At 47.2% G+C, this 690-nt stretch carries 1 protein-coding gene; it reads left to right on the forward strand.

What is annotated here, in order from left to right; genetic code table 11:
- A partial coding sequence (locus P1S59_14600; protein ID MDF1527454.1) for a hypothetical protein occupies positions 1–250 on the forward strand: 250 nt, incomplete at its 5' end.
- Positions 251–690: the final 440 nt, after the last annotated feature.

Raw genomic sequence — 690 nt, forward strand, 5'->3', positions numbered from 1 at the left:
GTTCAAACTTGTCAATTACTGGGTAGGAAAGAGGGTCCTTCGATTTATCTCCGGAAAAGAAGATATTGCTGCCATAACCATGTTCCGCTTAAGGTTCATGAAGTCGGGATGGCTGGTGAGAAAGCTCCAAACCATGAAACGGGGTATTCTGGTCCATTCCCTCAACGATGAAAAGGTGATAGCCGGATATCTCGGCCTCGGTGCGACAGGCATCTACACCGACGATTTTGACGGATGGGTTAAACAGTAATGGCAAGACGCAAAGATCCCCCTCCGCTAAAGCTGCGGCCTGGCAAGCACGGTGAAGCGGTGACACCCTTCGACAGGCTCGGGACAGGCAGGGCAGGCGGGTGAAGCGGCGACAAGGAGAGTATAAGCAATAACAATAGTCCAGCCATTCGAGTATCTTGGGGGAAATTATCCAAAAGCGTATACTTAACAGATGGTTCCTCCTGAAATACCAGGGAAAATGTTTTCGATAATTTGGGCTGGTAGGTAAAACCAGAATGTGAATGGTAGCCACATCGAGAAGACGAGACTAACATCAATGAATACGTTGCCTGCAAAAACCAGGATCCGTGTGAAAATGGAAGAAGGGGCAAGGAAAATCATTATCCCTCCTACCAAAACTACTGCCTTGGCATTAGGTGTATTTTATGGTTGCACTGTTTTCGTAACCGTTTATATCCT

Source organism: bacterium (assembly GCA_029210965.1).
Classification (GTDB): Bacteria; BMS3Abin14; BMS3Abin14; order BMS3Abin14; family BMS3Abin14; genus JALHUC01.